At 62.3% G+C, this 25,560-nt stretch carries 25 protein-coding genes; 11 read left to right on the top strand and 14 right to left on the bottom strand.

Going from position 1 to position 25,560, the window contains the following annotated elements:
- Positions 1-368 precede the first annotated feature (368 nt).
- The 3 genes from carB to DH08_RS35720 all read left to right on the top strand — a co-directional run bounded on the left by carB (position 369) and on the right by DH08_RS35720 (position 5,765).
- On the top strand, positions 369-3,872 hold the full coding sequence (gene carB / locus DH08_RS35730) for a carbamoyl-phosphate synthase large subunit (protein WP_192183867.1): 3,504 nt from the start codon (positions 369-371) through the stop codon (positions 3,870-3,872).
- Between the two features lie 212 nt (positions 3,873-4,084).
- On the top strand, positions 4,085-5,236 hold the full coding sequence (locus DH08_RS35725; RefSeq protein ID WP_192183866.1) for an RNA-directed DNA polymerase: 1,152 nt from the start codon (positions 4,085-4,087) through the stop codon (positions 5,234-5,236).
- Between the two features lie 73 nt (positions 5,237-5,309).
- The gene (locus tag DH08_RS35720; RefSeq protein WP_192183865.1) at positions 5,310-5,765 is read left to right on the top strand and encodes a hypothetical protein; all 456 of its coding nucleotides are present in this window, start codon (positions 5,310-5,312) and stop codon (positions 5,763-5,765) included.
- An 83-nt stretch (positions 5,766-5,848) separates the two neighbouring features.
- On the opposite strand, the gene DH08_RS35715 is transcribed toward DH08_RS35720, so the two are convergent.
- The 3 genes from DH08_RS35715 to DH08_RS35705 all read right to left on the bottom strand — a co-directional run bounded on the left by DH08_RS35715 (position 5,849) and on the right by DH08_RS35705 (position 7,171).
- On the bottom strand, positions 5,849-6,241 hold the full coding sequence (locus DH08_RS35715; RefSeq protein ID WP_192183864.1) for a RidA family protein: 393 nt from the start codon (positions 6,239-6,241) through the stop codon (positions 5,849-5,851).
- Between the two features lie 72 nt (positions 6,242-6,313).
- Positions 6,314-6,781, bottom strand: coding sequence for a DUF6644 family protein (locus DH08_RS35710; RefSeq protein WP_192183863.1), 468 nt, complete (start codon positions 6,779-6,781; stop codon positions 6,314-6,316).
- Positions 6,782-7,171, bottom strand: coding sequence for a DUF6152 family protein (locus DH08_RS35705; protein WP_192183862.1), 390 nt, complete (start codon positions 7,169-7,171; stop codon positions 6,782-6,784).
- Between the two features lie 276 nt (positions 7,172-7,447).
- On the opposite strand from DH08_RS35705, the gene DH08_RS35700 reads away from it, so the two are divergent.
- Positions 7,448-7,768 carry a DUF1476 domain-containing protein gene (locus DH08_RS35700; RefSeq protein WP_192183861.1) on the top strand — a complete coding sequence of 107 codons (321 nt, stop codon included), beginning with the start codon at positions 7,448-7,450 and terminating at the stop codon, positions 7,766-7,768.
- Positions 7,769-7,774: 6 nt separating this feature from the next.
- Here DH08_RS35700 and DH08_RS35695 read toward each other — a convergent pair whose 3' ends face one another.
- Positions 7,775-8,239 carry a cupin domain-containing protein gene (locus tag DH08_RS35695; protein WP_192183860.1) on the bottom strand — a complete coding sequence of 155 codons (465 nt, stop codon included), beginning with the start codon at positions 8,237-8,239 and terminating at the stop codon, positions 7,775-7,777.
- Positions 8,240-8,613: 374 nt separating this feature from the next.
- Positions 8,614-9,354 carry a DUF899 family protein gene (locus tag DH08_RS35690; protein ID WP_192183878.1) on the bottom strand — a complete coding sequence of 247 codons (741 nt, stop codon included), beginning with the start codon at positions 9,352-9,354 and terminating at the stop codon, positions 8,614-8,616.
- Positions 9,355-9,517: 163 nt separating this feature from the next.
- On the opposite strand from DH08_RS35690, the gene DH08_RS35685 reads away from it, so the two are divergent.
- The gene (locus tag DH08_RS35685) at positions 9,518-9,862 is read left to right on the top strand and encodes a hypothetical protein (RefSeq protein WP_192183859.1); all 345 of its coding nucleotides are present in this window, start codon (positions 9,518-9,520) and stop codon (positions 9,860-9,862) included.
- A 261-nt stretch (positions 9,863-10,123) separates the two neighbouring features.
- Here DH08_RS35685 and DH08_RS35680 read toward each other — a convergent pair whose 3' ends face one another.
- From DH08_RS35680 to DH08_RS35670, 3 genes are all read right to left on the bottom strand, one after another.
- The gene (locus DH08_RS35680; RefSeq protein ID WP_210329024.1) at positions 10,124-11,806 is read right to left on the bottom strand and encodes a peroxidase family protein; all 1,683 of its coding nucleotides are present in this window, start codon (positions 11,804-11,806) and stop codon (positions 10,124-10,126) included.
- A gap of 183 nt (positions 11,807-11,989) precedes the next feature.
- On the bottom strand, positions 11,990-12,478 hold the full coding sequence (locus DH08_RS35675; protein WP_192183858.1) for a GNAT family N-acetyltransferase: 489 nt from the start codon (positions 12,476-12,478) through the stop codon (positions 11,990-11,992).
- A 5-nt stretch (positions 12,479-12,483) separates the two neighbouring features.
- Positions 12,484-13,398, bottom strand: coding sequence for a transglycosylase SLT domain-containing protein (locus DH08_RS35670; protein ID WP_345892494.1), 915 nt, complete (start codon positions 13,396-13,398; stop codon positions 12,484-12,486).
- 159 nt (positions 13,399-13,557) lie between these two features.
- Between DH08_RS35670 and DH08_RS35665 the strand changes: the two genes are divergently transcribed.
- The gene (locus DH08_RS35665; protein ID WP_192183856.1) at positions 13,558-14,124 is read left to right on the top strand and encodes a methylated-DNA--[protein]-cysteine S-methyltransferase; all 567 of its coding nucleotides are present in this window, start codon (positions 13,558-13,560) and stop codon (positions 14,122-14,124) included.
- 11 nt (positions 14,125-14,135) lie between these two features.
- On the opposite strand, the gene DH08_RS35660 is transcribed toward DH08_RS35665, so the two are convergent.
- Positions 14,136-14,465 carry a hypothetical protein gene (locus tag DH08_RS35660; RefSeq protein ID WP_192183855.1) on the bottom strand — a complete coding sequence of 110 codons (330 nt, stop codon included), beginning with the start codon at positions 14,463-14,465 and terminating at the stop codon, positions 14,136-14,138.
- A 334-nt stretch (positions 14,466-14,799) separates the two neighbouring features.
- On the opposite strand from DH08_RS35660, the gene DH08_RS35655 reads away from it, so the two are divergent.
- A complete protein-coding gene (locus DH08_RS35655) occupies positions 14,800-15,012 on the top strand; it encodes a cold-shock protein (protein WP_006202464.1) in 213 nt (70 codons plus the stop codon).
- Positions 15,013-15,461: 449 nt separating this feature from the next.
- Here DH08_RS35655 and DH08_RS35650 read toward each other — a convergent pair whose 3' ends face one another.
- The 3 genes from DH08_RS35650 to DH08_RS35640 all read right to left on the bottom strand — a co-directional run bounded on the left by DH08_RS35650 (position 15,462) and on the right by DH08_RS35640 (position 17,909).
- Positions 15,462-16,070: a glutathione S-transferase family protein gene (locus DH08_RS35650; protein ID WP_192183854.1), complete on the bottom strand. Its 609-nt coding sequence runs from the start codon at positions 16,068-16,070 to the stop codon at positions 15,462-15,464.
- An 85-nt stretch (positions 16,071-16,155) separates the two neighbouring features.
- A complete protein-coding gene (locus DH08_RS35645) occupies positions 16,156-17,016 on the bottom strand; it encodes an EAL domain-containing protein (protein WP_192183853.1) in 861 nt (286 codons plus the stop codon).
- Complete coding sequence (locus DH08_RS35640; RefSeq protein WP_192183852.1) at positions 17,013-17,909, bottom strand: EAL domain-containing protein; 897 nt, start codon at positions 17,907-17,909, stop codon at positions 17,013-17,015. Before DH08_RS35640 ends, DH08_RS35645 begins: the two co-directional genes overlap by 4 nt.
- A 200-nt stretch (positions 17,910-18,109) precedes the next feature.
- Between DH08_RS35640 and DH08_RS35635 the strand changes: the two genes are divergently transcribed.
- Positions 18,110-19,312, top strand: coding sequence for a pyridoxal phosphate-dependent aminotransferase (locus DH08_RS35635; protein ID WP_192183851.1), 1,203 nt, complete (start codon positions 18,110-18,112; stop codon positions 19,310-19,312).
- 72 nt (positions 19,313-19,384) lie between these two features.
- Here DH08_RS35635 and DH08_RS35630 read toward each other — a convergent pair whose 3' ends face one another.
- Positions 19,385-19,780 (bottom strand): (R)-mandelonitrile lyase, encoded by a 396-nt coding sequence (locus DH08_RS35630; protein ID WP_192183850.1) that lies wholly within the window; start codon positions 19,778-19,780, stop codon positions 19,385-19,387.
- A 151-nt stretch (positions 19,781-19,931) separates the two neighbouring features.
- Positions 19,932-20,480, bottom strand: coding sequence for a methyltransferase family protein (locus DH08_RS35625; protein WP_246801245.1), 549 nt, complete (start codon positions 20,478-20,480; stop codon positions 19,932-19,934).
- Between the two features lie 136 nt (positions 20,481-20,616).
- Here DH08_RS35625 and DH08_RS35620 point away from each other — a divergent pair, with 136 nt between their 5' ends.
- The 3 genes from DH08_RS35620 (at position 20,617) to DH08_RS35610 (ending at position 25,365) form a co-directional block, all read left to right on the top strand.
- Positions 20,617-21,483, top strand: a complete 867-nt coding sequence (locus DH08_RS35620) for an alpha/beta fold hydrolase (protein WP_192183848.1) — start codon at positions 20,617-20,619, stop codon at positions 21,481-21,483.
- 143 nt (positions 21,484-21,626) lie between these two features.
- Positions 21,627-23,156: a putative bifunctional diguanylate cyclase/phosphodiesterase gene (locus tag DH08_RS35615; RefSeq protein WP_192183847.1), complete on the top strand. Its 1,530-nt coding sequence runs from the start codon at positions 21,627-21,629 to the stop codon at positions 23,154-23,156.
- A gap of 157 nt (positions 23,157-23,313) precedes the next feature.
- Positions 23,314-25,365, top strand: coding sequence for an elongation factor G (locus DH08_RS35610; RefSeq protein ID WP_192183846.1), 2,052 nt, complete (start codon positions 23,314-23,316; stop codon positions 25,363-25,365).
- The last annotated feature ends 195 nt before the right edge of the window (positions 25,366-25,560 follow it).

Here is a 25,560-nt window from a genome sequence, read left to right as displayed (position 1 = left end):
CCAAAAACCATGGCAGAACGCTTGACTTCCAAGACAGTCGCTCTGGCCTGCCGGCCATCTCCCCCACACGGGGGAGATCGGCAGCTTCAGCGCCTCACCTTTCTTCACCGACGAAAACTGGCGGAGGCGGTCGCGACGTCCAATCTCCCCCCAAGTGGGGGAGATGTCCGGCAGGACAGAGGGGGGCGCGAAGGAACGAGGCGCTTGTTGGGGGCAGCCCCTACAAACCCGCATTTTCGGGGTTACATCAATCAAAACTCTTCCCTATAAGGCCCTCCTAGCCTGATACCAGAATCGCAAGCACAACCGGCCGGGTCTTCCCGCCCGGTTTTTCGTGCAAGCCGCTCGCCGAACGGAACGCCTCGCCCATGCCAAGACGCACCGACATCAAGTCGATCCTGATCATCGGGGCCGGCCCCATCGTCATCGGCCAGGCCTGCGAGTTCGATTATTCCGGCACCCAGGCCTGCAAGGCGCTGAAGGAAGAGGGTTTCAGGGTCATCCTGGTCAATTCCAATCCGGCCACCATCATGACCGACCCGGAACTGGCCGACGCCACCTATATCGAGCCGATCACCCCGGAAGTGGTGGCCAAGATCATCGCCAAGGAGCGGCCCGACGCGTTGCTGCCAACCATGGGCGGCCAGACCGCGCTCAACACCGCTCTGTCGCTACGCCGCATGGGCGTGCTCGAGCGTTACAATGTCGAGATGATCGGTGCCGACGCACATGCCATCGACAAGGCCGAGGACCGGGCGCTGTTTCGCGAGGCGATGAGCAAGATCGGCCTTGAAACGCCGAAGTCGATGCTGGCCAATGCCACCGACGTCAAGAACGCCGACCGCAAGACGCATGAGGCCGAGCGCTCGGCACTCAAGGCCGAGAAGCCCGAGAACCTCGACGCCGCGCTCGATGCGCTGGAAACCCGCTGGAACCTCGGCGAAGGCGACCGCAAGCAGCGCTACATCAGCCACGCCATGGCGATCGCAGCCCAGGCGCTCGACCATGTCGGCCTGCCCGCCATCATCCGCCCGTCCTTCACCATGGGCGGCACCGGCGGCGGCATCGCCTACAACCGCGCCGAATTCTACGAGATCGTCCAATCCGGCCTCGATGCCTCGCCGACCACCGAAGTGCTGATCGAGGAAAGCGTGCTCGGCTGGAAGGAGTATGAGATGGAGGTCGTCCGCGACAAGGCGGACAATTGCATCATCGTCTGCTCGATCGAGAACATCGACCCGATGGGCGTGCACACCGGCGATTCCATCACCGTCGCCCCTGCCCTGACCCTGACCGACAAAGAATACCAGATGATGCGCAACGCCTCGATCGCGGTGCTGCGCGAGATCGGCGTCGAGACCGGCGGCTCCAACGTGCAGTTCGCCGTCAACCCGGCCGACGGCCGCCTGGTCGTCATCGAGATGAACCCACGCGTCTCGCGCTCGTCCGCTTTGGCTTCGAAGGCGACCGGCTTCCCGATCGCCAAGATCGCGGCAAAACTCGCCGTCGGCTACACGCTGGACGAGTTGGAGAACGACATCACCGGCGGCGCGACGCCGGCCTCCTTCGAGCCGTCGATCGACTACGTCGTGACAAAAATCCCGCGCTTTGCCTTCGAGAAATTCCCCGGCGCCGAGCCGGTGCTGACCACCGCCATGAAGTCGGTCGGCGAAGTCATGGCCATCGGCCGCACCTTCCAGGAATCGCTGCAGAAAGCGCTGCGTGGACTGGAGACCGGCCTGACGGGTCTGGACGAGATCGAGATCCCCGGCCTTGGCCATGGCACAGCGCCCGCCAGCCATGTCGACGACCGCAACGCCATCCGCGCCGCCCTCGGCACGCCGACGCCGGACCGGCTGCGCATGGTGGCGCAGGCGATCCGCATGGGCACTTCGCTGGAAGACGTGCACGCCATGTGCAAGATCGACCCGTGGTTCCTCGAGCAGATCGCCGGCATCCTCGCCATGGAAGTGCGCATCCGCGAACACGGCTTGCCCGCCGATGCCGCCAATCTGCGCATGCTGAAGGCGATGGGTTTTTCAGACGCCCGACTCGCGTCGCTGACGAAGACCGACGCCGAAGTGATTCAGAAGATTCGCGAAAAGCTCGACGTTCATCCGGTTTACAAGCGCATCGACACTTGTGCGGCCGAGTTCGCCTCGCCTACCGCCTACATGTATTCGACCTATGAAGTGCCCTTCGCCGGAGCGCTCGCCAGCGAGGCGCAGGTCTCGGCGCGCAAAAAAGTCGTCATCCTCGGCGGCGGACCGAACCGCATCGGCCAGGGCATCGAGTTCGACTATTGCTGCTGCCATGCCGCCTTCGCGCTGCGCGACGCCGGCTTTGAGGCGATCATGATCAACTGCAACCCGGAGACCGTGTCGACCGACTACGACACCTCCGACCGCCTCTATTTCGATCCGCTGACGGCCGAAGACGTGCTGGAGATCCTGCGCGCCGAGCAGGCCTCGGGCGAGCTGGTCGGCGTCATCGTCCAGTTCGGCGGCCAGACACCGCTGAAGCTGGCGGACGCGCTGGAGAAGGCCGGCATCCCGATCCTCGGCACCTCGCCCGACATGATCGATCTGGCCGAAGACCGCGACCGCTTCCAGAAGCTCTTGCACAAGCTCAACCTCACCCAGCCGAAGAACGGCATCGCCTATTCGGTCGAGCAGGCTCGCCTCGTCGCCGGCGAGCTCGGTTTCCCGCTGGTGGTGCGCCCCTCCTATGTGCTCGGCGGCCGCGCCATGCAGATCATCCATGACGAGGGCATGCTGCAGACCTATCTGCTCGACACCGTGCCCGGCCTGGTGCCGGAGGACATCAAGCAGAAATACCCCAACGACAAGACCGGCCAGATCAACACGCTGCTGGGCAAGAACCCGCTGCTGTTCGACACCTATCTGTCGGGCGCCATCGAGGTCGATGTCGATTGCCTCTGCGACGGCAAGTCGACCTTCGTCTCCGGCATTTTGGAGCATATCGAGGAGGCCGGCATCCATTCCGGAGACTCGGCCTGTTCGCTGCCGGTGCACTCGCTGCCCTCCGACCTCGTCGATGAACTGGAGCGCCAGACGGCCGCCCTTGCCCGCGCGCTCAATGTCGGCGGCCTGATGAACGTGCAATATGCGATCAAGGACGGCACGGTCTATGTGCTGGAGGTCAACCCGCGCGCCTCGCGCACCGTCCCCTTCGTCGCCAAGACCATCGGCCGTCCCATCGCGAAGATCGCCGCTCGCATCATGGCTGGCGAGGCACTCGAAGACGCCTTCGCCCATTACGGCCCGATGCCCGACCCGCGCAACCCCGGCCACATCGCGGTCAAGGAAGCGGTGTTCCCCTTCGCCCGCTTCCCCGGCGTCGACATCTTGCTCGGACCGGAAATGCGCTCGACCGGCGAGGTCATGGGCCTCGACCGCGATTTTGCCCTGGCCTTCGCCAAGAGCCAGCTCGGCGCCGGCGTCGACCTGCCGCGCTCCGGCACGCTGTTCGTCTCGGTGCGCGACGAAGACAAGAAAGGCATCCTGCCGGCGGTCAAGCGCCTCGCCGGCCAGGGTTTCAAAGTGATGGCGACATCAGGAACGGCCCGCTTCCTCGCCGAGAACGGCGTCGTCGCGGAGAAAATAAACAAGGTGCTCGAAGGCCGCCCGCATATCGAAGACGCCATCCGCAACCGCCAGGTGCAGATCGTCTTCAACACCACCGACGGCCAGAAGGCGGTGTCGGACTCGAAGTCGCTGCGCCGGGCGACACTGATGCAAAAGGTGCCGTATTACACGACGTTGTCAGGGGCGGCTGCGGTGGCCGAGGCGATCGCGGCGCTGAGGGCTGGGAGCCTCGAAGTGAGGCCGCTGCAGGAGTATTTTGCCTGAAATCCCCTTCCTCTTTCATGTGGAGAAGGTACCTGAGGGAAGCTCGGTCGGATGAGGACAAACTTGCCATCGACTTAATGTTGGGCGGCAGCCCATCATCGAGAAGATTTTGATTAGTATTTAGTTGATCGTAAATATGGTGTAGTTATTCGTACAGCTAGACTGCCGGGCCGAGAACGCTTGCCAACTCGTGCAGTTCATTGGGGTACAGAATGAGTGCAAAAAATGCGCCAACTCGCCACCGCAGATTTCTTGCGGCAGGGTTTTTCCCTCCGGAACTACCAAGATGTTTCTATAGCGAAAAACTTGGAAAATATAGAAGCTACCTTTTGTCAAATTTCGAAAAATTGCCAAAGGTAGGCAAGCAAAAAGATCCTGCGTACTATTATTACAAAGGAAACAGAACTTCTTTCAACTACCCAAGGTTTACAAAACATCCAAGAAGGCACTCGTTCATAAATCCAATATCTTATTTTTTTCTGTCGAAAATTCTGTCAGATAAATACGTAGAGCTTAGAAAAGTCTCTAAGAAATCAAAGATATCTGTTTCTCCTTCGGTATTTGATTGGAGCGGCGACCGAGCCCTCAAGAGACCAGTATTTGAGTCTAGAGAATATTTTCTATCAAATTTGAACGCGCGATTTGCATTCATCATAAATAGTGATCTTAGCGCATTTTATCATTCTATATATACCCATGCGATTGCTTGGGCAGTGCACGGCAAGAATTTTGCGAAGAAGAATAGGTCCTACAAGCACGTGGGAAATCTCATCGATTTGATTTCACGAAACTCGCAGGATGGTCAAACAATTGGCCTGCCCGTTGGCCCTGATACCTCGCGGATGATTGCCGAGCTGGTTGGGTCTGCTATCGACATCCCAGTCCAAAGCAGCGCGGGGATAACGTCAAATTCAGCAATGCGCTTTGTAGATGACTTTAGTGTTGGAACGCACACGAAAGAACGTGCCGAGAGCGTAATCGCTTCGATACGGCGATCCGCAAATACGTTTGAGTTAGATATTAACAACGAGAAGACTTTTATCACATCGAGCAGCTCATATTACGTTTGGGGTTGGAAAAGCTATATACGGTCAATCATTCCCAAGCCACCTTATGATTCTCAATCGATAGATTTGTTTCTATACAATCTTAATCGAACGTCTTTAGAAAATAGAGATAGTAACGTGGCAAAATTTGCTCTGCAGAACGCGCGACGAGCATTTTTAGAGTGCGATTCTTGGAAGCAAGTTGAGATGTATCTCATTTCGGTATACCGAGAAAATCCAACAATTATTTCTATTTTGGTTGAGATCTTCGTAATACGACACCTTACAAAAAGCCGACGTTACTACAGATCTTATTAGGGATCTAGTCCAGTCGAGTCTTCCTGTTTTATGCGAACAGCAAAAAGCCGGCGAAGCCATTTGGCTGTTGCACTTGGCGATCTCCCTAGACATCTCGCTGAAGGCCAAGGTACTAAAGCCCTTTCTAGCGGAGGAAGATCCTTTGATCGCTGTGCTTATCGCAGATGCGCGCTCCAAAGGCTTAGTAGAGGGGAACCTCAGTTTTTCCCATTGGAATACGTTTCTGACCGTCGACGGTTTGAATAGCCACATGTGGCTTTACGCATATGAGACAACGTTAAAGAACATAAATGGAACGACGAAAACAAAGCATGTGACGGATCACGAATACTTTAGATTTGTGTACAAAAAAAAGATTGAGTTTTATCGATCAAATTTGGATTTTTATAATTTAGCTCCACTTCTTAAGAAAATGAAGAAGGAGAATTTGGCAAAAAACAAACTGGTCGATGACTTCGAGGTAGATTTGTCTTTTGATATCGATGAAATTGACTTCGCTGACGATGATATTTTCGCAGACGAATATTGAATTTTCCACTGCAAGTAGAATATCCATTGATCAGACATCCGACCCGACCGATGGCAGTAGGCTAAAACTTCTCTTCGCTCCCCTCACCCCACCGCGACACACTCGATCTCGATATCAAACTCCATCGGCCACGACGCCACCGGTACGAAGCAGCGCGCCGGCGGGTTGGTCGAAAAGTACTTCGCGTAGACCCGGTTGATGGCATTGTAGAAGCCGGAATTGACGGCGTAGATGCGCACCATCACCACGTTCTCCAGCGAGGTGCCCGCCGCCTCCAGGCAATGTTTCAGTGCCTTGAGCGACGCATCGGTCTGCGTTTCGATGTCACCGCGCACCATCTCGCCGGTCACCATGTCCACCGGCGGCGTCGCCGAGATGAACACGAAGCCGTTGGCTCTCACCGCAGTCGAGCACGGCAAGCCGAGCGCCCGCACTTTGTCCGACATCACCGGCACCTCGATGACTTCCTTCTTCATGGCAATCCTCCCTTTGTTTGCAGGGAGCTTATCCGCCCACCTTGGGAAGGCCAGTGCCGGCGCTCACTTTGGTCAGAGAAAACCGATGAACCGTCCGGCGAAAAGCACCGAAGTCCACAGCACCATCGAGAGCACGGCCAGGATGGTGGAGGTCCCGCCGGCCGGTTCGTCATCGCCTGTTGCGGGGATGAGGCGCATGAAGGCGAAAAAATTGACGCCGGCGAGCAGGATGAGGGCCATCTTGGCGAGGAAAACAGGCATCGCCGCATAGGTGCTCGCCTTGACCGAAAAAAGCAGCGAGCCGGTGACCAAAGCGCCGGCGAACGCGCCCAATGCGGTGCGACGCAGCAGCGCGACGAACGCCGCATAGGGCAGCGCGCGGAAGGCGCCGCAGACCCGCAAGTCCATGAGCATGACGCTGGTCAGCAGCGCGCCGATCGCCATGATGTGAAGCGCATTGACGATCGGGTAGGCGACAAAGGAAGCCTTCAGCCCCCGCACGAAGTCGAGCTGCTCGATGCCGGCAAGGAACTCGGCCATTTATGCCGGTGGCACGCGGTCGGGATAGACATCGTACGTCTTGCCGCCGACGATGACACGGACCGCCTTCATGCGCTTTTCGGTCTCGTCGAGCGAACGGTTGCCGATCGCGGTCACCTCGTCGCCGACCTTGGCGACCTCCTCGGTGAAGCCGGCGGCGATCGTGCGGGCCGGCGGCGCCATCTCCACCCGCCAGGCCTCGCCCTCAGCATCGACATCCAGCGTGGCGTGCGGATTGCCGATATAGATGGCCGTGATCTTGCCTCTAAGTTCGAAGAACCCGTCCGCCGTCCACGACCAGCCGTGATGGGCATAGGCCGCGGTGCCGGCGGCAAGCATCACCGCCGCTGTCAGCGCGACGCTGCGTATCTGGTTGAAAGGTGACTGCATCGCTCGTCTCCCTCGGTTCATCCAGCAGGCATTCGAGAGTAGGTCACGGCACGCCAACGTCAACTCACATCGGAACGAATGCCTCAGGCATTGTGAGAATTTGCAACGATCCGATCAGGATCGGTGCGGTGCCGTTCATCCAGGCGCCGGGTCGATCGCCGGCATGAACGATCCTGCCTTGCTAATGACATCCATGCGCGCCACTCTCGCCTCTCTTGGCCGCTCTTCCCCCAGACATCGGGTTAAGGTCGGTCTCACATCTGAGCGAGGCAAACCATGAGCAGCATGAGAGACCGTCAGGAAGGCTTCGAAAAGAAGTTTGCGATGGACGAGGAAACGAAGTTCAAGGCCATGGCGCGCCGCAACAAGCTGCTCGGCCTGTGGGCCGCCGAAAAGCTCGGCAAATCCGGCGAGGATGCCGACGCCTATGCCAAGGAGGTGGTGCGTTCGGACTTCGAAGAGGCCGGCGACGACGATGTGTTCCGCAAGGTGCGCGCCGATTTCGACGCGGCGGGCGTCGCCCAGTCGGATTCTCAGATTCGCGCCGCCATGGCAGAACTGCTGGTGACCGCGGTCGAGCAGATCAGGACCAGCTGAGATTGCTCAGCGCTGACCTGGATAGGGCGTGCCGTCCTTGTGCACGAACCGTCCGTCGGCGTTGGAGCTCATCATGTCGATGTCGGAGCAGGTGGTGAGGTCCAGCGGGTTGCGCGAGCCGACCTCCAGGTAGAGCGCTGTGGCGGCGGATCTGTTGATCATGTGGTGGCCATTGCCGCTGTTCCTGGCGAAGGTCGCACAGTCGCCTGCCCTGAGCAGCGTCTCGCCGCCGTCTTCGACCAGCGTCAGTTCGCCCTCCAGCACATAGACGAACTCGTCCTCGTGGCTGTGCCAGTGGCGCTGGCTCGACCAGCCGCCGGGCGGCAAGGTCATCAAATTGACGCCGAAATCGCTGAGCCCGCCCGCATCGCCCAGGCGCCGCCTGGTGCGAGTGGCGCAGGGTTCGTCGAAAGGCGCTGGATAGGGCGAGCCCTTGCGGGCGGGCACGGCTGACATGTCGATCTTGGGCATGAACTCTCCTCCCTCGGATTGATGCCCCAGTCTAGTTCATGGCAGGCGCAGGCAAAAAGCCACCTTGCGGCGCTCGGTTCGCCGGGGCTGGTGGAGCGGTGGAGCGTCCGCCGTGACGCTCTACGGCGCCCCCCTCTGTCCTGCCGGACATCTCCCCCACTTGGGGGGAGATCGGCAACACCGCAGCCCTTCGCCAATTTTCAACGTTGCAAAGACAAAAGCCGGCGCCAATGCTGCCAATCTCCCCACTTGTGGGGGAGATGTCCGGCAGGACAGAGGGGGGCGCCGTAGAGCGCTGATTGGGCGAAGGCCAACGGCGCGCGGCCGAAGGGCCAGTAGGGCGATGGCAAAGGCCTTCGCTTCGCCCTACCCTCTCAATGACAGCACGCGCCATACTGCAGCTGTTCATTCCAGTTCGGTCGACCCGCCGGGGTAAAATCCATCAGGTTCCACAGGATCTCGCAAGTACCGATGGCGCGCGGGTCCTGGCCGGGTTCGGGCGGCGCGAAGCCGAGCTCCGACGACCAGAAATGCCTGACACCATCGCCGTCGCGGTGGAACACCGACAGCACCGGCAGTTGCGCGCCGTCTTCGGCCTCGGCCTGATAGTCGCGCTTGAAGCTGTTGCCGGCCGAGGAGATGAGCCGCATGTTCTTCCAGCCGCGGTCGCGGCCGAGCGTCAGCAGATTGTCGAGTGCGGTCTTGGCCACCACGACGAAGTTGAAGCCGGCGGCCTCGAGATGGCCGACGGCGCCGTCGAACTGGTCGAGCAGCGCGGTGCAGGACGGGCATGGCTGGTCGGCCGGGGCGAGCTTCGCCGTGCCGCCGCCGGTCGCCACCTCGCGCGTCTCCTGCGGATGACGCGGGAACATCATGCTGTAGAGGATCAGCGTGTCCTTGCCGGGCGCAAACAGCTCCGACAGCTTTATCCGCGCCGGCTTGTTGTCCGGCCCAAGCCCGTCGAACACATAATCCTGAGGCACCAGCCCACCCTTGGGCAGCGCGCGCCGGGCGACCGCCACGTCCTCCATGGCGCGGCGCAACTCGATTTCCTTCTGCAGCAGTTTTTCGCGGGCGGCGCGGTATTCGCTGGATTCATTGGGAAAGCTGATCATCGTCATCTCCATCTCCTGACGACGCGCCCGTTGCCGGCGACGCGCCTTGCCTCTCAAGGACGCACGGCGCGGCACGGTTCCGACATTCCTTTTTCTTCGCGACCCTGGCGGAACCAGCCCGGCTTTCCGGCATTCTAGATCTCTTGGGATTTGGGGAGAAACAATGCACGACGCCGACAAGGACGAGATCGACCTGCGCTGCCCGCAGATCGTCGCCGACAATGCCGCCAAGGGGCTCGAACTGCGCAAACAGTTCGGCCGCGGCGGCACCGAGGTCGGCGTGGCCCGCGCTACCGAACTGAAGAACCGGGAAAAGCTCGCGCCGTCCACCATAAGGCGCATGGTCAGCTATTTCGCCCGCCACGAGGTCGACAAGCGCGGGAAAAACTACGGCAACGGGAAAAACCCGTCGGCCGGCTACATCGCCTGGCTGCTGTGGGGCGGCGACGAGGGCCGCGCCTGGGCGATCGAACTCAAGAAGAAGATCGGCAACGCGCCGGATATCTGAAGTGCAAACGGCGCATAAGCAAGCGGGCCCCGAACCCGCCCCGGGACCCGCCGTGGAGTGGCTGACACATGCCGGCGCAGCCGCCTCCGATGCCTTGCAAGCCCTCGATCCCCCGATCGGCGCCCCACGTGGCATGACGCAGGGTTAGCACCTGGGCGCGGCGGCCTATGTGAAGCAGTTCACAAAGCCGCCGCGAAGCCTGACGATTCCACGCCCGGGCCGAAATCTCGTGGCCCGATTGAACGGGCACGAACACCCTGATCAATCGCCGATCGGATTGAGCCCCTTGTCGGGGTTGGCCGGATCGGCCGCCTTGGCGACGAACTTCAACAGGTCGGTCATGAAGAACGTGCCTGGCTTCGCCGCGGGCAGGTCTGGCTTCCAGCCCGGCTTGGACAGGAACGACTCCTCGTCACCCTGGACGAGGCCGACAAAGACCTCGCCGACGATGCGCGCGCCCACCGGTCCGAGCCGCTCGCCGCCGCCCTTCACCTGCGCTTCCTTCAGTATGTAGTACCAGAGCGGCGTGTTGGTGTGGAAATTCAACGACTTGGCCACCGCACCGTCGGGTCCGGACGCGATCTCGTCCGCAGTCATCGGCGTGAAGGTGATCTTCTTGCGCATCTCCTTGGCCACCGCCTGGCCCGAAGGCAGGCCGAGGCGCACGCCGCGCTTCAGGTTGCGGAAGGCGAGGCTCGCCTCCGGGCCGGTGGCGCCGGGCAGCTTGTGCAGGGCATCGGTCAGCAAAGGGTCGATCTGGTGCGAGAAATTGAACTCGAACTGCGCGGTGTTGGCCGGTGGCGGCAGTTCGAAGAAGCGCCGCCAGTCGATCACCCAGTTGCTCGGCAAGGTGCCTTGACCAGGCACGCTGCTGGACAGAGCGCCGGAAAGATTGCTGAAGCGGAAAAGGGTCGCGAGCCTGGCTTCCGCAATATGCGGGTTGGGTGTCCTGAAAATGCGGTTGTGGCTGTATTTCTCGCGCACCATCGAATGCCCCATGCGATAGGCTGCGGCCGAGAACTCCCACGGCATGAACGGCTTGGTCTTGAAACGGTAGAACTTGCGGCCCTCCTGCAGGATCTTCGCCACGAAGCCCTTCTCGGTCAGCCGCTCGACCCAGTCGTGCAGCACCAGCCATTGATAGTGCCAGCGCACGGTGCGCGCCGCGTCCTCGAACAGCGTGTCATCGGGCACCCCTTTGGCCTTCAGGTGATCGATCACCGCATTGTGGAATTTCAGGAACGCCAGGTGGATCTGCGCGACGAGCAGGTTCTCGTCATTGCGATGATCGCCGATCAGGGCGACGCCCTGCATGTTGCGCGGCAGATCGTTGGGCAATTCCGGTACTTGCGGCGTCTGGGCCACCCGGTCGCTGTTTTCTTGCGAAGCCTGCGCGGTGCCGATCAGCAGCTTCGGCGAATCCACCGCGCCACTGCCGCCAGGGGCCGGCTCGCGCGCGAACAGGAAGCGATGCGGACCGGGACCGGCGCCGTAGACACAATCGAGGTCGAGGCTCGGCGAGCGGAAGTTCTTCACCATCCCCGGATCGGCCAGCGCAAGGCTGAGCGGCGTCATGTCGAGCGTGATGTCGTGATCGACGAACTGGCCGAGATAGGTGAACCCGGACGGGATCTTCTTGTTGTCGTGCGGATCGGGATTGGGCTGGTCGACCGGCGCCGGATCCTTCATGGCTTTTGCCAGCGTATCAAGGTCGGCATCGCTGGCGGTAAAGGCGGGCAAATTCTTGAACATGAAATCGAAGAAGCCAGCACCCAGCTTTCCGCCGGGCACGATGGCCGCCGCGGCGCCGGCCTTGGCCTTCTTGGCCCCGGGCGCGGCTGCCGTCTTGGCGGCCATGGCGACCTGTTCAATCGCCTTTTCGGCGAACACTTGCCGGCTAACAAAGCCGTGCCCAATTCTCTTTCGAAGGTTTGGTCCTGCCATAGTCTCGTCCCTCCATTTTGAAATTCGACTATCCAAAATATTTGGTCAGATGCACTGCGTGACGTAAATCTATTAGCAGTTACTTTTTGCCGGACGCTGTGAAGCGGTTCACAAAGCCGCCATGCTTCCCACCGCTAAGCGTCGCGATGACAAGACAGCGCCAAAATCTTGGTAAACGGGGACTTAACCTTCCCAGGCGACCGGTATCATGCCCAGCCGCTCGTAGAGCCTGACAGCGGCGGCATTCTCCACCGTGTTGGTCTTCAGGTCGACATGAGAGGCGCCCCGGTCGCGAAAGGCGAGGAAGGCGTGCCGCATCAACGCCTCGCCGATGCCCAGGCCGCGTGCCTCGGGATGGACGGCGAGGTCTTTCACGAAGGCCGTTGCCCAGCAAAGTGCGGCAGCCGTCAGCCGCCCCTTGCCGTCGATGACGAGGAAACACAAAGCCGGGTCGAACTCCGCATCATCGGAAATTCGTGGCCACCATTCCTCGAACGGCCCGTCGGCGCCATCATCGAAGACTTCTGTCAGTAGGGCGTGCAGCGGCACCGCATCGGCCGCCGCGAAGCCGCGCATGACAAAGCCTTCGGGCCAGCGCGGTGGCAGCAGCGTGTCGTCGAGGATCTTGCGCAGCCGGATGTCGTCTGGTGCCGGCGGACGCGGTTCAGGCATCGTGCTCAGGCATCGGGCGGCAAGCGCCGCCGCGTGCGGTCGGTGCCGAGGCCGGTCGCCTCGAGCAGGCCCTTGCGCCTGGCGTCGTAATAATAGCCGCTCTGGTAGAGCTGGTCGGCGCGCTTGGCGTTGCCGCCCGACACCAGCCAGGCACCACGCAGATACTTGACCGCGTATTTCAGATTGGTCTCGGCATCGAACAGGCCGGCTGCCGGCCCAAGATAGCCCATGCCGCGCGCCGTGGCGTGCTTGATCTGCATCAACCCCCAATGGCCGCGATTATAGGCCTTCGGGTTGAAGGTGCTCTCGCGGTTGACGACATGGCGCACCAGGTCGACCGGCACCTGGTAGAGCGCGGAATATTTCTCGATCAACCGCTCGATCTCGCCGCGGGGGCCTGTCGCGTGCTCGACCGGTGGGCCGGCCGGGGCAAGCAGGGCCGGGTTCTCAGGCACGACATAGGCGACCTGCTGGACGCCGGGCATAGCGGCTGTCTTGACCGTCTGTCCGGTGACCGGCATGGCCATCGCTGCCGTTGCATAAACAGGCGCCGGCTCGACCGAACCAGGGCTGGTCGGAGAGGTTCCAGCCATCACCGCGGGCTGGGCGGCCAGCGGCGTCGGCCCGGCAAAGGCTGCCGGCTGCGTCGGTGGCGGCAAGGGCTCTCCTGGCGTCGCGGTGACAGCATCGCCGGTCAGCGCCGCCGTCTGCACCGGGACCAGGCCGGACGATTCCGGCAGCACCGCTACCGTGTCGGGCAATGCCAGTGTCGGGCTGTCGTCCTCGACGGCTGGGGTGGCGGCCGCGGCAAGCGCTGGCGCCGCCTTCATCTGCGACGTCGAGGTGCAGCCGCTCAGGCCGGCCGCGGCGATGAGCACGCCGATCGCAGAAAAGAAGAATTTTGATGGCAAGCCGCGCACGGGTCCGGTTCATCGGGTTGTTAAGAAGTCCTTACACCAGCGCTTTTCCTCCGGCAATCCGGGCCAGCAGAAGGTTTTCGGGTGGTCGGAGCGACCGGGAACTGCCATATTGTTCCTGATTTGTACTGAATTCCCTCCCATCCACGGAAGGAGCATGTCATGGGAACCACCTCTCACGCCGCCGGCCATGCGGTCTTCGAAACCGTGCTCGGCTTCATGGGCATCGCCTGGAGCGAGGCGGGCCTGATGCGGCTCTGCCTGCCGGAGCGCAACCGCGACACGGTGGAACGCAGGCTGCTGCGCCACCCCGGTGTTGCTGCATCGGGTGAACAGCCACGCTGGGTTGTCGAGCTGATCGCCTCGATCAAGGCCTATGCCGCGGGCGAGGACGTCGATTTCTCCGGCGTGCCGGTCGATCTCGCCGGTGTCGACGATTTCCGCCTCGCCATCTATGACGCGGCACGAAAACTCGGCTACGGCGAAACCACCACCTATGGCGAATTGGCCAAGCGCGCCGGCCATGCCGGCTTGCCCCGCGAAACCGGGGCGGCGCTTGGCGCCAATCCGGTGCCGCTGGTCATCCCGTGCCACCGCATCCTTGCCGCCGGCGGCAAGATCGGCGGCTTTTCGGCGCCCGGCGGCTCGGCCACCAAGGAAAAGATGCTGGCCATGGAAGGCGTGCGCGTCGGCCCGCCGCCGGCCGCGCAGGCTTCTTTCGGGTTCTGATACAAGCTGCCTTAGTTGTGCTTGAGGATGCGGCGACGGAAGTGGCGGTCGAAATCCGGCCGCTTGCAGATATAGACCGGACAGGATTTCGTGTCGGCGCTTGGCACGTAGGCGCGAGCCCTGATCTCACCGATGTCGCAGAAGCGCTCGTTCTGCACATAGCGATTGTAGAGCGGCAGGCCCGGCACGCGCGCCGACTGGTAACGCAGGATGACCGCGCCCTGGCGCGCGATCGTCGCCTGCACCTTGCCGCAGCTCATGCGTGTCGGATCATAGCGCGAAGCCGCCTGCGCCCCGACGGCCACCAGCGTCAGGCAGGCGGCAAGCAGAATCGTTTTCATGGCCCTCTCCCAAACCCGATCGGTGCCCGCCGCATCAACCCGAAAATCGCAATCGATTTTTCGGGAAAGCGCGATGCGTAGCCTCCAAAGGCACGCGATCCAATCGCCACGCTTCCACGCGATTGGGGCGGCGGTTGCACAATACCGCAATCACGCTCTTCTCACACAGTCTTGTTTTCGATGCGGAAACAGCCTATATGCCTTCCATTGATATTTCGGCCGATCGATCGGGCCTCGCGATCTTCGCGTTTGCTGACGTCTATCTCCAAAATCTCGATACCACCGGCTGGACCTCGGTCCGGTCAAACTAAAGCAAATGTGAAGGACTATCGAAATGGCAACTGGTACGGTCAAGTGGTTCAACGCCACCAAGGGCTTCGGCTTCATTCAGCCTGACGCGGGCGGCGCGGACGTTTTCGTCCACATCTCCGCTGTCGAGCGCGCTGGACTGTCGACCCTGGTCGAAGGCCAGAAGATCAACTTCGAGATCGAGCAGGACCGCCGCACCGGCAAGTCCGCTGCTGGATCTCTGAGCAAGGCAGCCTGATTTGGCGATAGCGCGCGCCGGACGAAGGTTCGGGGCGCGCGGCAAGTCACGGATGTACTGACGGTCGCGCGAGAAGCGCGCCGGAGCGGAAGGAACGCGACAAGCCGAAGCAGCGGATTGCTGCCGGCCCGGCCCCAACGCTCCCGATCAGGCTACCGGAATGGGAAGGCGGGATTTTATCCCGCCTTTTTATTTGTCTGAATTTCAGACGCCGACAATTGGCCAAACCGGTGACGCGGCGTCTTCCCCCCGTCACTATGCGGGGAGAAGTGCCAGGCAGGGCGATGAGGGGCAGCGCGACGCCTCAGGACTATCCATCGCGGAGCCAAGCACGACTACGACGACGGCTGGCTCCGCCCCTCATCTGGCTGCCGCCATCTTCTCCCCGTCACGGGGAGAAGGACGCTTTCGCAGAAGCTTTCGCTAATCGTCGACGTTGCTGAGATTAATCAGGGCAGCCACTCGATCGCCACATGCCCCGGATCCGCCTCGACACGCTTCAGCCAGGCGGACACTGCCGGATAGGCATCGAGCTGGAAGCCGCCCATCTCGGCCGTGTGCGTATAGGCATAGAGCGCAATGTCGGCGACGCTGAACGCGCTGCCCGCGAAGAAGTTGTTTTCCTGCAGATGCCGGTTCATCACGCCGAGCGCCTTGTTGCCGCGCTCCAGCGTCAGCGCCAGCCGCTCCGGCGTCGCATCCCCAGCTCTTTCAGGGAAGGTCAGCAGCGCCTTGCGCACGGCGATGTAAGGCTCGTGGCTGTACTGCTCGAAGAACAGCCACTGATAGGCAAGCCCCCGCTGGTAGCGGTCGGCCGGCAGGAAGCGCGTGCCTTCGGCAAGATAAAGCAGGATGGCGTTGGATTCGGCGAGCCGCCTGCCGTCGTCGAGCTCGAGCAGCGGCACCATGGCGTTCGGGTTCTTGGCGACATAGTCGGCCTTGCGGGTGTCGCCGGTGTGCGAACTCACCTCGACATTGGTGAAGGCGATGCCGAGCTTGGCCATCAGCAGGCGCGGCTTGTAGCAATTGCCGCTGTCGATCATTCCGTAGAGTATCATCGCCGCTCCCTCGCGCGTTCAGCCCGCTGCAAGGCTCTATCGCGACGCGCACGAGATCATCCAGTGATTTGTTTTGGCGTTCCCATCAGCGCCGCTGATGCAACGGCACGACCTTGTTGTCCATGCCGAGCAGCGCCTCGATGGAAAGCGGCTCTTCGTTGAAGATCGTGCCGGCCAGCGCCGGCCGAGCGAGGTGGAACCCCTGCAGCAGGTCGACGCCGCCGTCGAGCGCCACCCGCAGATGCACCGATTGCTCGATGCCTTCGACCAGCACCTTGGCGCCGCGATCGTGCAGCATCGAGACCAGCGGCCGGAAGAAGCGTTCGGCGGCGGCATGGCGGCAGAATTGCGCAAACCATGTACCGTCGATCTTGACGATATCGGGCGAAAGCAGCGCAATCCGCTCCTCCGTCGAGTGCCCGGTGCCGAAATCGTCTATGGCGATGCGGATGCCGTGGCGGCGCATTTCATGGACCAGGCTGACAAGCACCTTGTCATCGGCCGCCTGCTCGGTGATCTCGCAGACCAGCATGCCCGGATGGAGGTCGAAGTCGCCGAGATGCCTGGTCATCAGCCGGATTTCGGCCAGCGCGCGTCCGGGATGGTCGTTGACCAGCGGATTGTAGTTGAAGAACAGGTCGAGCCCTTCGACGCCGATGTTGCGGAAGTTCCTGAGATGCAGCATCCGGCACATCGTCTCGACGAACAGGCGATCCGCCGCCGCAATGCCATCGAAGAACACTGGCGGGGCAACCGGCCTGCCGGCGCGATGCGGCTCGATCAGCCCTTCGACGGCGACCGCCGTCAGCGTTCCGCTGCGCGGCGTGAAGATCGGCTGATAGGCGCTTCTCAGCCGGAAGGCGCCGTAGACGCCATATTCGATACCGACCTCGTCGGCAAAGATCGCGTCGGCGGCATCGCGCCGCCTGTCCGGCCGCCCGCTCATGGCGCCACCTTGCGCCCAAACACCCTCGCTGGCCGACCCGAGGGCGTCACGGCCGGGCTGGCGGGTGCCTTGGCCGTGCCGTCTGTCGCCTGCGCCTGTACGTCCTTGCCGAAACCACGAAAACTGGTCGGTGCAAGCTCCGGCCGCGCCAGCACGAAGCCCTGCACCATCGAAGCGCCGGACTTTTCCGCCAACTCGAGCTGCCAGCCTTCCTCGATGCCTTCGAATACCGTGCGGATGCCTTGCTGTTCGAAGCTCGTCACCATCGCGGTCAACAGCGCAAAGCCGGCGCCGGACTCCATCAACTGCGTGATCCAGTGCGCGTCGAACTTGACGATATCGGGCCTGAGCTCCTTGATGCGGTTGATGTCGGAATCGTCGGCGCCGTAGTCGTCGACGGCGATGCGGAAGCCGTTGGCCCTCAGCGCCTCGACGAAGCTGTAGAGGGTTTCCTGAGATGCCGACTTCTGCTCGGTGACCTCGCAGACGATGCGGCGCGGATCGATGCCGGCCTCGTGCAGCACCAGCCTCATATCGCGCAGCGCCATGTCGGCGATGGCGCGGTCGCTGAACACCGACGGGTCGAAATTGATGAAGATCGATGCCTCTTCCGGCAGGCAGGCACCGGCATTGAGGAGATGCAGTGTCCTGGTCAGCGCCTCGATGTGCAGGCGGTCGGCTGCCGGACAGGTGCTGAAAAAGCCCATCGGCGCCTGCGGCTCGCCGTCACGAAACGGCCGGATAAGTCCCTCGAATGCGACGACCGACAACTTGCCTTCCTTGAAGGCGAAGATCGGCTGGAAGGCGCTCTGCAGCGTATAGATGCCCCAGACACCGCTGGAGGTGCCGTCATCATGACGGATGATGTGGGCAAGCCCGATGCTACGCGACACTGTTCCTCGCTCCGCAAGACTGGCGGAATTTGGGTTGCGATCCTGCCGCCCAAGGTTCTACCGGCCGTTGATGAATTTATTGTTGCCGCGGATTTGAGGTCTGGCTCATCCGACAATGCTTGCGCTTGGCGGCATGATGCGACAAGAGAAGCGCCGCGGCCGCTCCTGGCCGCGCCGATCGTCCCTGGAGATATCTGGTCATGGCCTTTCTTGCCGACGCCCTTTCCCGCGTAAAGCCCTCCGCGACCATCGCGGTGACGCAGAAAGCGCGCGAGCTGAAAAATGCCGGCCGCGACGTGATCGGGCTGGGCGCCGGCGAGCCGGATTTCGATACGCCCGACAACATCAAGAACGCGGCGGTCGAGGCGATCCGCCGCGGCGAGACGAAATATCCGCCGGTCTCCGGCATCGCGCCGCTGCGCGAGGCGATTGCCAAGAAGTTCAAGCGCGAGAACAATCTCGACTACCGGCCGGAGCAGACCATCGTCGGCACCGGCGGCAAGCAGATCCTGTTCAATGCCTTCATGGCGACGCTGAACCCCGGCGACGAGGTCATCATCCCCCGCCCTTACTGGGTCAGCTATCCCGAAATGGTGGCGATCTGCGGCGGCACGTCGACCTTTGCCGACACCTCGATCGACAACGGCTTCAAGCTGACGGCGGACGTGCTGGAAAAGGCGATCACGCCGAAGACCAAATGGCTCTTGATGAACTCGCCGTCGAACCCGTCGGGCGCCGCCTACACCGAAGCCGAACTGCGCGCTTTGGCCGACGTGTTGTTGAAGCATCCGCATGTCTGGACGCTGACCGACGACATGTACGAGCACCTGACCTATGGCGACTTCGTCTTCAAAACCATCGCCGAGGTCGAGCCGAAGCTCTACGAGCGCACGCTGACCATGAACGGCGTGTCGAAAGCCTATGCCATGACCGGCTGGCGCATCGGCTACGCGGCGGGCCCGGTAGCACTGATCAAGGCAATGGACATGATCCAGGGCCAGCAGACCTCAGGCGCCTGCACCATCGCGCAATGGGCGTCGGTCGAGGCGTTGAACGGCCCGCAGGATTTCATCGCCAAAAACAAGGCGATCTTCCAGGGCCGGCGCGACCTTGTCGTCTCGATGCTCAACCAGGCGCGCGGCATCACATGCCCGTCGCCGGAAGGCGCCTTCTATGTCTATCCGTCCTGTGCGCAGTTGATCGGCAAGACGACGAAGGCCGGCAAGGTGATCGATACCGACGAGACCTTCTGTTCGGAGCTGCTGGACGCCGAGGGCGTGGCGGTGGTGTTCGGCTCGGCCTTCGGCCTCGGCCCGAACTTCCGCATCTCCTACGCCACCTCGGAGGCCCTGCTTGAAGAGGCCTGCACCCGCATCCAGCGTTTCACTGCCTCACTGACCTGATTGGGCATCGTGTTGCTGCCAAGAAAAACCCGGCCGCGGACGGCCGGGTTTTTTGTTTCAAAACAACAAGATTCAATCACCAAACTGCTCGTCGGTGACCTGTTCCAGCCAGTCCGCGTGGACGCCGTCGAGCGCCTCCTGCATGGCGATATGCGTCATCGCCGTTTGCGCGCCGGCGCCATGCCAGTGCTTTTCGCCGGGATCGAACGAGATGACGTCGCCGGCTTTGATCTCCTGGATCGGGCCGCCCCAAGTCTGCGCGCGGCCGGCGCCTGATGTGACATAGAGCGTTTGGCCAAGCGGGTGCGTGTGCCAGAAGGTGCGTGCGCCAGGCTCGAAGCTGACCAGGGTCGCCCTGAGCCGGGCCGGCGCTTCCTTCTCGATGATCGGTGTCTGCAGCACGCGGCCGGTGAAGTATTTGTCCGGAGCGATAATGGTCGGCACGCTGCCGCAGGCAATAATCTTCATGGTACTGATCCTCAAGCTGACGGCGCGGCAATCGTCGATCCGGTGGCGCCGATCATGGAAGCGAGCGGCACTCTCGTCCGATATCGGCTGTTGCGCAACCGCCTCCTCGACACCGTCCAGCAAGCGGCACGCGCGGATAATTGCGGCAGCGCTACCCCAGCCGCGGCCAGAACAGGCCGGCTCGCTTGCGATGGGCCGCATAGGCGTCGGCCAGTTCGGTGCGCGAAAACTTCTTCTCTTCGTCCAGAGCCGCGATCACATAGATCACGATTATCCCGGCAACCGGCACCACCGCCAGGATCGACCAGGTGGCGATGCCCCATCCGATCCAGAAGATGATGTAGGATGTGTAGAACGGATGGCGGATATAGCCGAACGGACCGTCGGTCACCAGGCTGTGGGGATTGTCCTCGGCAAAGGCAAAGCGCAGCCGCGCCTTGCGCGACGTCGAGATCGCCCACCAGAACAGGGCAGAGCTGACCAACTGGATCGCCAGCCCGGCGATCAACGCTAGCGGCGGCTGCGGCAGGATCCAGAGTATCGCCAGAAAGAACAGTGCCGTCGCGGCCACGACCGCTGAAATCACCCTCGCGCCGGCAGACATGGTCGTCGCCTGGAAATGGGCACGCATCGACCAGAGATACTGGCCGACCGTTGCAATGCTGCTGATCGAGAGAAGAAGATCGAGCCCGCGTTCCATCACCACCCCCATCGTTAGGATTCGGCCACTATAAACGGTCGCCGCTTATAAATCCTTTCTTAACCAGAAACTTAAAGGCGGTGTAGACCCCGCTGTGAGATGTTGCCGGCCACGCAATCCGGAGGTTCAATCCAGCATGGCCGTTGCCGAGCGCACGATCCGTACATCACAGGCCGATTTGCGCCTCAGCGAATCGTCGGGCCTTGGCATGCCGATCCTGATGATCCATGGCTCGGGCAGTTCGCGCGCCGTGTTCGCCAGGCAGTTCGACAGCCCGCTCGCCGATGCCCACAGGCTGATCGCCTTCGACCTTCCCGGTCATGGCGGATCCTCTGACGCTCACGACCCGGCAACAGCCTACACGATCGCCGGCTTGGCCCGGTCGGCGGGTGAACTCCTCGACCGACTGGCCATCAAGCGTGCCATCGTTTTCGGCTGGTCGCTCGGTGGCCACGTCGCCATGGAGTTCGCGGGTTTCCATCCGGCAATCCGCGGACTGATGCTGACCGGCGCCCCGCCTGTTTCCAAGGGCGTGTTCGGCATGCTGCGCGGCTTCCATGCGCATTGGGACATGCTGCTCGCCTCCAAGAAAATCTACTCGGAGCGCGATGCCGAGCGTTTCGAGGCATTGTGCTTCGGCGACAGCGCCGATCCGTCCTTCCGTCAGACCATACTGCGCACGGACGGCAGGCTGCGCGCCACGGTGACGCGCAGCATGATGAGCGGCGACGGCGCCGACCAGAGGCAGGTGGTCGAGCAGGCCGCATTCCCGGTTGCGATCGTCAACGGTGAAAATGATCCGTTTGTCCGGCTCAGTTACTTCGAGGCGCTGCACTACGGCGCTCTGTGGGAACATTGCCATGTCGTCCCCGGTGTCGGACACGCCCCCTTCTGGGAGCGGCCGGACCTGTTCAATCCGATGCTGTCGCGCTTTGCCGACGCGGTCGAGGCGCAGAGCGCGGATGGCGCCCTGGTGAGGCAGCGCCGAAGCCAGGCCGGTTGAACGGATCGCGTCGGCGATGATGCCAACCCAGAAGTTTCCGGTGGTCGGCGCCACAGGACGAAAAATGGCGGCTGCCTTCGGCAAACTCAATGTCTTCTTAACAGCTGGGCTCTAGCCGTGGCTTGTGTTGCGGGGACGGTGACATGAGCATACTGGCGACGATCAAGGACCATAGCGGCAGGGTCTACCGCGGCATCCAGTTCCTGCTTGTGCTGAGCATAACGGCGACCGCGCTTGGTGCGCTCGGCTGGGTCGAAGACTTCTCCTACATCACCGCTCTCGTCGTTTCGATGGTCGCTACCGGCATGGCGCTGCTGGTGTTGATGTACATGCGCAGCAGCGTGGTGCAGCGGCTGCAGTCGGCGGCGGCGGCCGAAGCGGAGAAGCACCGTTTTCTGACCGTGGACGCGATGACCGGCGCCATGACCCGCCGCTATTTTATCGAGGCGCTGCGCGACAAGCTGAGCTCCTTGCGCAACCGGCGACAGGCGAGCCTGCTTTTGATCGACCTCGACCATTTCAAGCAGCTCAACGACACGTTCGGCCATCAGTTCGGCGATCTCGCCCTGGCGCATCTGGTCAAGGCCGCCGAACGCATCTTTGCCGACGGCGTGGTCGGGCGCCTGGGTGGCGACGAGTTCGGCGTCATCATTCCGCATGGCGATCTGGCAGAGATCAACAACGATGCGCGCCGCCTGCTCGACGCGATGCGGGCCGGCAAGTCGCATGAGGGCAAGACCATCCCGCTCTCCATTTCGATCGGCGTGGCACTTGCCCCGGCGCATGCGTCGAACACGACGGAGTTGATGCTGCTTGCCGATCTGGCGCTCTATGAAAGCAAGGCCGGCGGCCGCGGCCGCGTCACTGTGTTCGACGAGGAGATGCTGTCCGACAAACGCTACCGCCGCCTGATCGAGCGCGAATTGCGGGCAGCTGTCTACCTCGGCGAACTCGAACTGCACTATCAGCCCATTGTCGACCCCGACGGCTCCGCCTACGCCCTGGAGGGACTGATACGCTGGCGCCATCCTGTGCGTGGCCTGATCTCGCCAGCCGAGTTCATTCCAATCGCCGAACGCTCGACCCTGATCGACATGCTGGGCGAATGGGTCTTCAAGCGCGCCTGCGCCGACGTTGCCCATTTTCACGGACGCCGCATCAGCATCAACGTCTCGGGTGAGCAGCTGAAACGCGACGAGATCGTCACGATGTGCGACCGCGTGCTGCGTGAGACCGGCCGCTCGGCGGAGCAATTCATTATCGAGATCACCGAGACAGTGGCGACCGCCGCCACACCCGAAATCCTGAGGCGCCTCGAAACTCTGCGCGGCCTCGGCTTTCACATAGCGCTCGACGATTTCGGTACCGGCCATTGCGGTTTCAACTATCTCAAGACCTTGCCCATCGACAGCATCAAGATAGACCGATCCTACATCCGCAGTCTCGCCCACGATCAGGTCGCCCAGATCTTCGTTTCTGCGCTGGCGCAGATCGCGCGTATCCAGCATGTCACCATCGTTGCCGAAGGCATCGAGACGGAAGAAGAATTCACCCTCGCCAGGGCCGCCGGCTGCAACCGCTTCCAGGGTTACTTCTTCGGCAGGCCGGCACCGCGCGACAAGGCTGGCGCCCTGCTTGCCGCGCGCACCGGATCGCTCACCCGCACCGCCTGAGACAACCAAGCCGGCGAATTTCCTATTTTCCTTGCCCTCCCCGCGAACCCGTGGGACGATGCTGTCGGGCAGGTGGCGAAACGAAAAGAACCCCCGCCCGCGACGGCCGTACAGGCCGGCCGCCGCTCCCAGGGAAACGCCTGAGTGGAGGTCAGCCATGGGTACTCGCGCCGGAGGACGACGCACGGGACCGAAATGCATTGCCATAGTCGGTCCCTTCGCAAGCGGTAAAACGACACTTCTCGAAGCCATACTCGCCCGCACGGGCGCCATTCCCCGCCAGAATCCCGTTTCGTCGGGAAGCACCGTTTCCGATCATTCGCCCGAGGCGCGCGCCCATGCCATGAGCGTCGAGGCGACCTTCGCCACCACCGAATTCATGGGCGAGCAGCTTACCTTCGTCGACTGTCCCGGCTCCATCGAATTCTCTTTCGAGGCCGAGCCTGTGCTCGCCGCCTGCGACGTCGCCGTCGTCGTCGCCGAAGCCGACGAAAAGAAGATTCCCGCCTTGCAGCTCATCATGCGCAAGCTCGACGATCTCGGCGTGCCGCGCATCCTGTTCCTGAACAAGGTCGACAAGGCGATCGCGGGCGTGCGCGACACGCTGAAGATGCTGCAGCCGGCAAGCTCGGTGCCGCTGCTGCTGCGTCAGATTCCGCTGCGCAAGGACAGCGTCGTCATCGGCTCGATCGATCTGGCCTTGGAGCGCGCCTACATCTATCGCGAGTATGCCGAAAGCGAGGTCGCCGACATCCCGGGCGACGACAAGGCGCGTGAGCTTGAGGCGCGCTTTTCCATGCTGGAGACACTCGCCGACCACGACGACCAGCTCATGGAGCAGCTGCTCGAGGAGATCGAACCGCCGAAGGACGAAATCTTCGACGACCTCGCCGCCGACCTGCGGGAAGGCATTGTGACGCCGGTGCTCATCGGCACCGCCGAGAAGGGCAATGGCGTGCTGCGCCTGCTGAAGGCGATCCGCCACGATGCGCCCGACGTCGAGGCGACGCGCAGACGCCTGGGCGCCCCCGACGGCAATCAGACGGTGGTCCAGGTGATGAAGACCATCCATACGGCGCATGGCGGCAAGCTGTCGGTCTCGCGCGTGCTCTCCGGCCAGGTCGCCGACGCCGCCGAACTCTTCCTGTCAGGCGGCGAAACGGCAAAGGTGTCCGGCATCTACAAGATGCTCGGCAAGGACCAGTCCAAGCTCGCCATCGCCAAGGCAGGCGACACCGTCGCGCTCGGCAAGCTCGACACCGTCAAGACCGGCGAAACGCTGAGTGCGGCCAAAGGCGGCATCAAACCGCTGGCCACGCTGGCGCCACCGCAACCGGTCTTCGCTTTCGCGCTGCGGCCGAAGGAACGCAAGGACGAGGTCAAGATGTCGGCGGCCATCCAGCGTCTTGCGGAGGAGGATCCCTCGCTCAGCCTGCGCCACAACCAGGATTCCGCCGAGACCGTGCTGTCGGGGCATGGCGAGATGCATCTGCGTGTCGTGCGCGAGCGCCTCGAAGGCAAGAACCAGATCCCCGTCGAGGGCCACACACCGGCCGTGCCCTACCGCGAGACGATCCGCAAATCGGCGCAGCAGCGTGGTCGCCACAAGAAGCAGTCAGGCGGCCACGGCCAATTCGGCGATGTGGTGATCGAGATCAAGCCGCTGCCGCGCGGCTCGGGTTTCCAGTTCACCGACACCATCACCGGCGGCGTCGTGCCGAAGACCTACATCCAGTCGGTCGAGACGGGCATCCGCGATTATCTGAAGTCCGGCCCCCTCGGCTTCCCGGTGGTCGACGTCGCCGTCAACCTGTCCGACGGCTCCTACCATGCCGTCGATTCCTCGGACATGGCCTTCCAGATGGCCGCCAAGCTGGCGATGAAGGAAGGCATGGCCGCCTGCTCGCCGGTATTGCTCGAGCCGGTGATGAAGGTCGAGATCGTCACGCCGTCCGAAGCGACCTCGAAGATCATCGCTCTCATCCCGCAGCGGCGTGGCCAGATCCTCGGCTATGACGCTCGGCCCGACTGGCCGGGATGGGACGTCGTCGAGGCGACCATGCCGCAGGCGGAGATCGGCGATCTGATCATCGAACTGCGCTCGGCAACGGCGGGCGTGGCCAGCTATCGCGCCGTGTTCGACCATATGGCCGAACTCACCGGACGTCTGGCCGACGAGGCGATGAACACCAGCGGCAAGGCTGCGTGAGAAAGCAAAAAACGGCGCCCGGGTTTTCCGGACGCCGTCTATTGCGGACCGTCTCCTGGGAGGCAAACGGCAGGTCCGCCGCATCGCTCTGCCGATGGCTGACGGATAAAAATGGTTCGGACGCGGTAGCCGCCTGAGCCCGGTCCGTCCGAGTGATGCCCCCATCTCCCGGACGAGCCAACCGCGTCCTATGAT

The organism is Mesorhizobium amorphae (assembly GCF_014843845.1).
Classification (GTDB): domain Bacteria; phylum Pseudomonadota; class Alphaproteobacteria; order Rhizobiales; family Rhizobiaceae; genus Mesorhizobium; species Mesorhizobium amorphae_A.
This window is presented reverse-complemented; position numbering and strand designations above follow the sequence as displayed.